Origin of the sequence: Bartonella sp. AC130YNZD (assembly GCF_042196865.1) — a bacterium.
Taxonomy (GTDB): Bacteria; Pseudomonadota; Alphaproteobacteria; order Rhizobiales; family Rhizobiaceae; genus Bartonella.
In genome coordinates this window covers 1-686 of the sequence record NZ_JBHIQZ010000156.1, presented here as the reverse complement: position 1 = coordinate 686, position 686 = coordinate 1, and the positions used below count along the sequence as shown (strand labels likewise).

Annotated in this window: 1 pseudogene; it reads left to right on the top strand. The window is 38.3% G+C overall.

The features are described 5' to 3' along the window. A pseudogene (locus tag ACFINU_RS10245) lies at positions 1–686 on the top strand (filamentous hemagglutinin); the annotation flags it as partial.

Sequence of the window (686 nt, the reverse complement as noted above, 5' to 3'; positions counted from 1 at the left end):
CATAATCGCGTAGATATGATCAATGATTTATCGGATGAAGGATTGGGATACTGGGACAAAATACGCGAATTCGCATATCTCAAAGAGCATCCTGAGGGTGAGGTTTTGCATGATGAAAATGGCAATGTCCTCTATGCAACAGATAAAAATGGAAAACCTATAAAAGACAGTTATGGAAGAAAAATACCTCTGTATCGTTATTTAACGCCTGAAGAAGAAAAACATTTACAAAAAGGTTCTGATGGCAAGGTTCATATGTTTTACAATGGTATTTTTACCTCACCAGATGATGCTGCGCGTTATACTGTCCAGTTTGCTGACAATGATCATGGTCCCCTTTATTTTACATACTTTCCAGAAGCTGAAGACTGGGAAGTGGAAGTAGGGATAGCGATTTTTCAGAAGTTTCTGGAAGGTAGATTTTTTTTTGGATTGACCAATTCAACCAAGAAATTCCAGGATACAATGTATCTTTATGGCAATACAGGATTGCATGATGATGCCCATAGTCGTGGTACCATAACAGCAGGAAATGGATCACATGATTTAGTAAAGCATGGTGTTCACGGTATAGCAAAGGAAACAACGGTTAATTTTTTTGGTCCAGCTTATAATACTCAAGACATGGCAGATACGTTATATATCTTAAGGGATGGCAAGCAAACCACTGTCGGCTTGGAAAACCA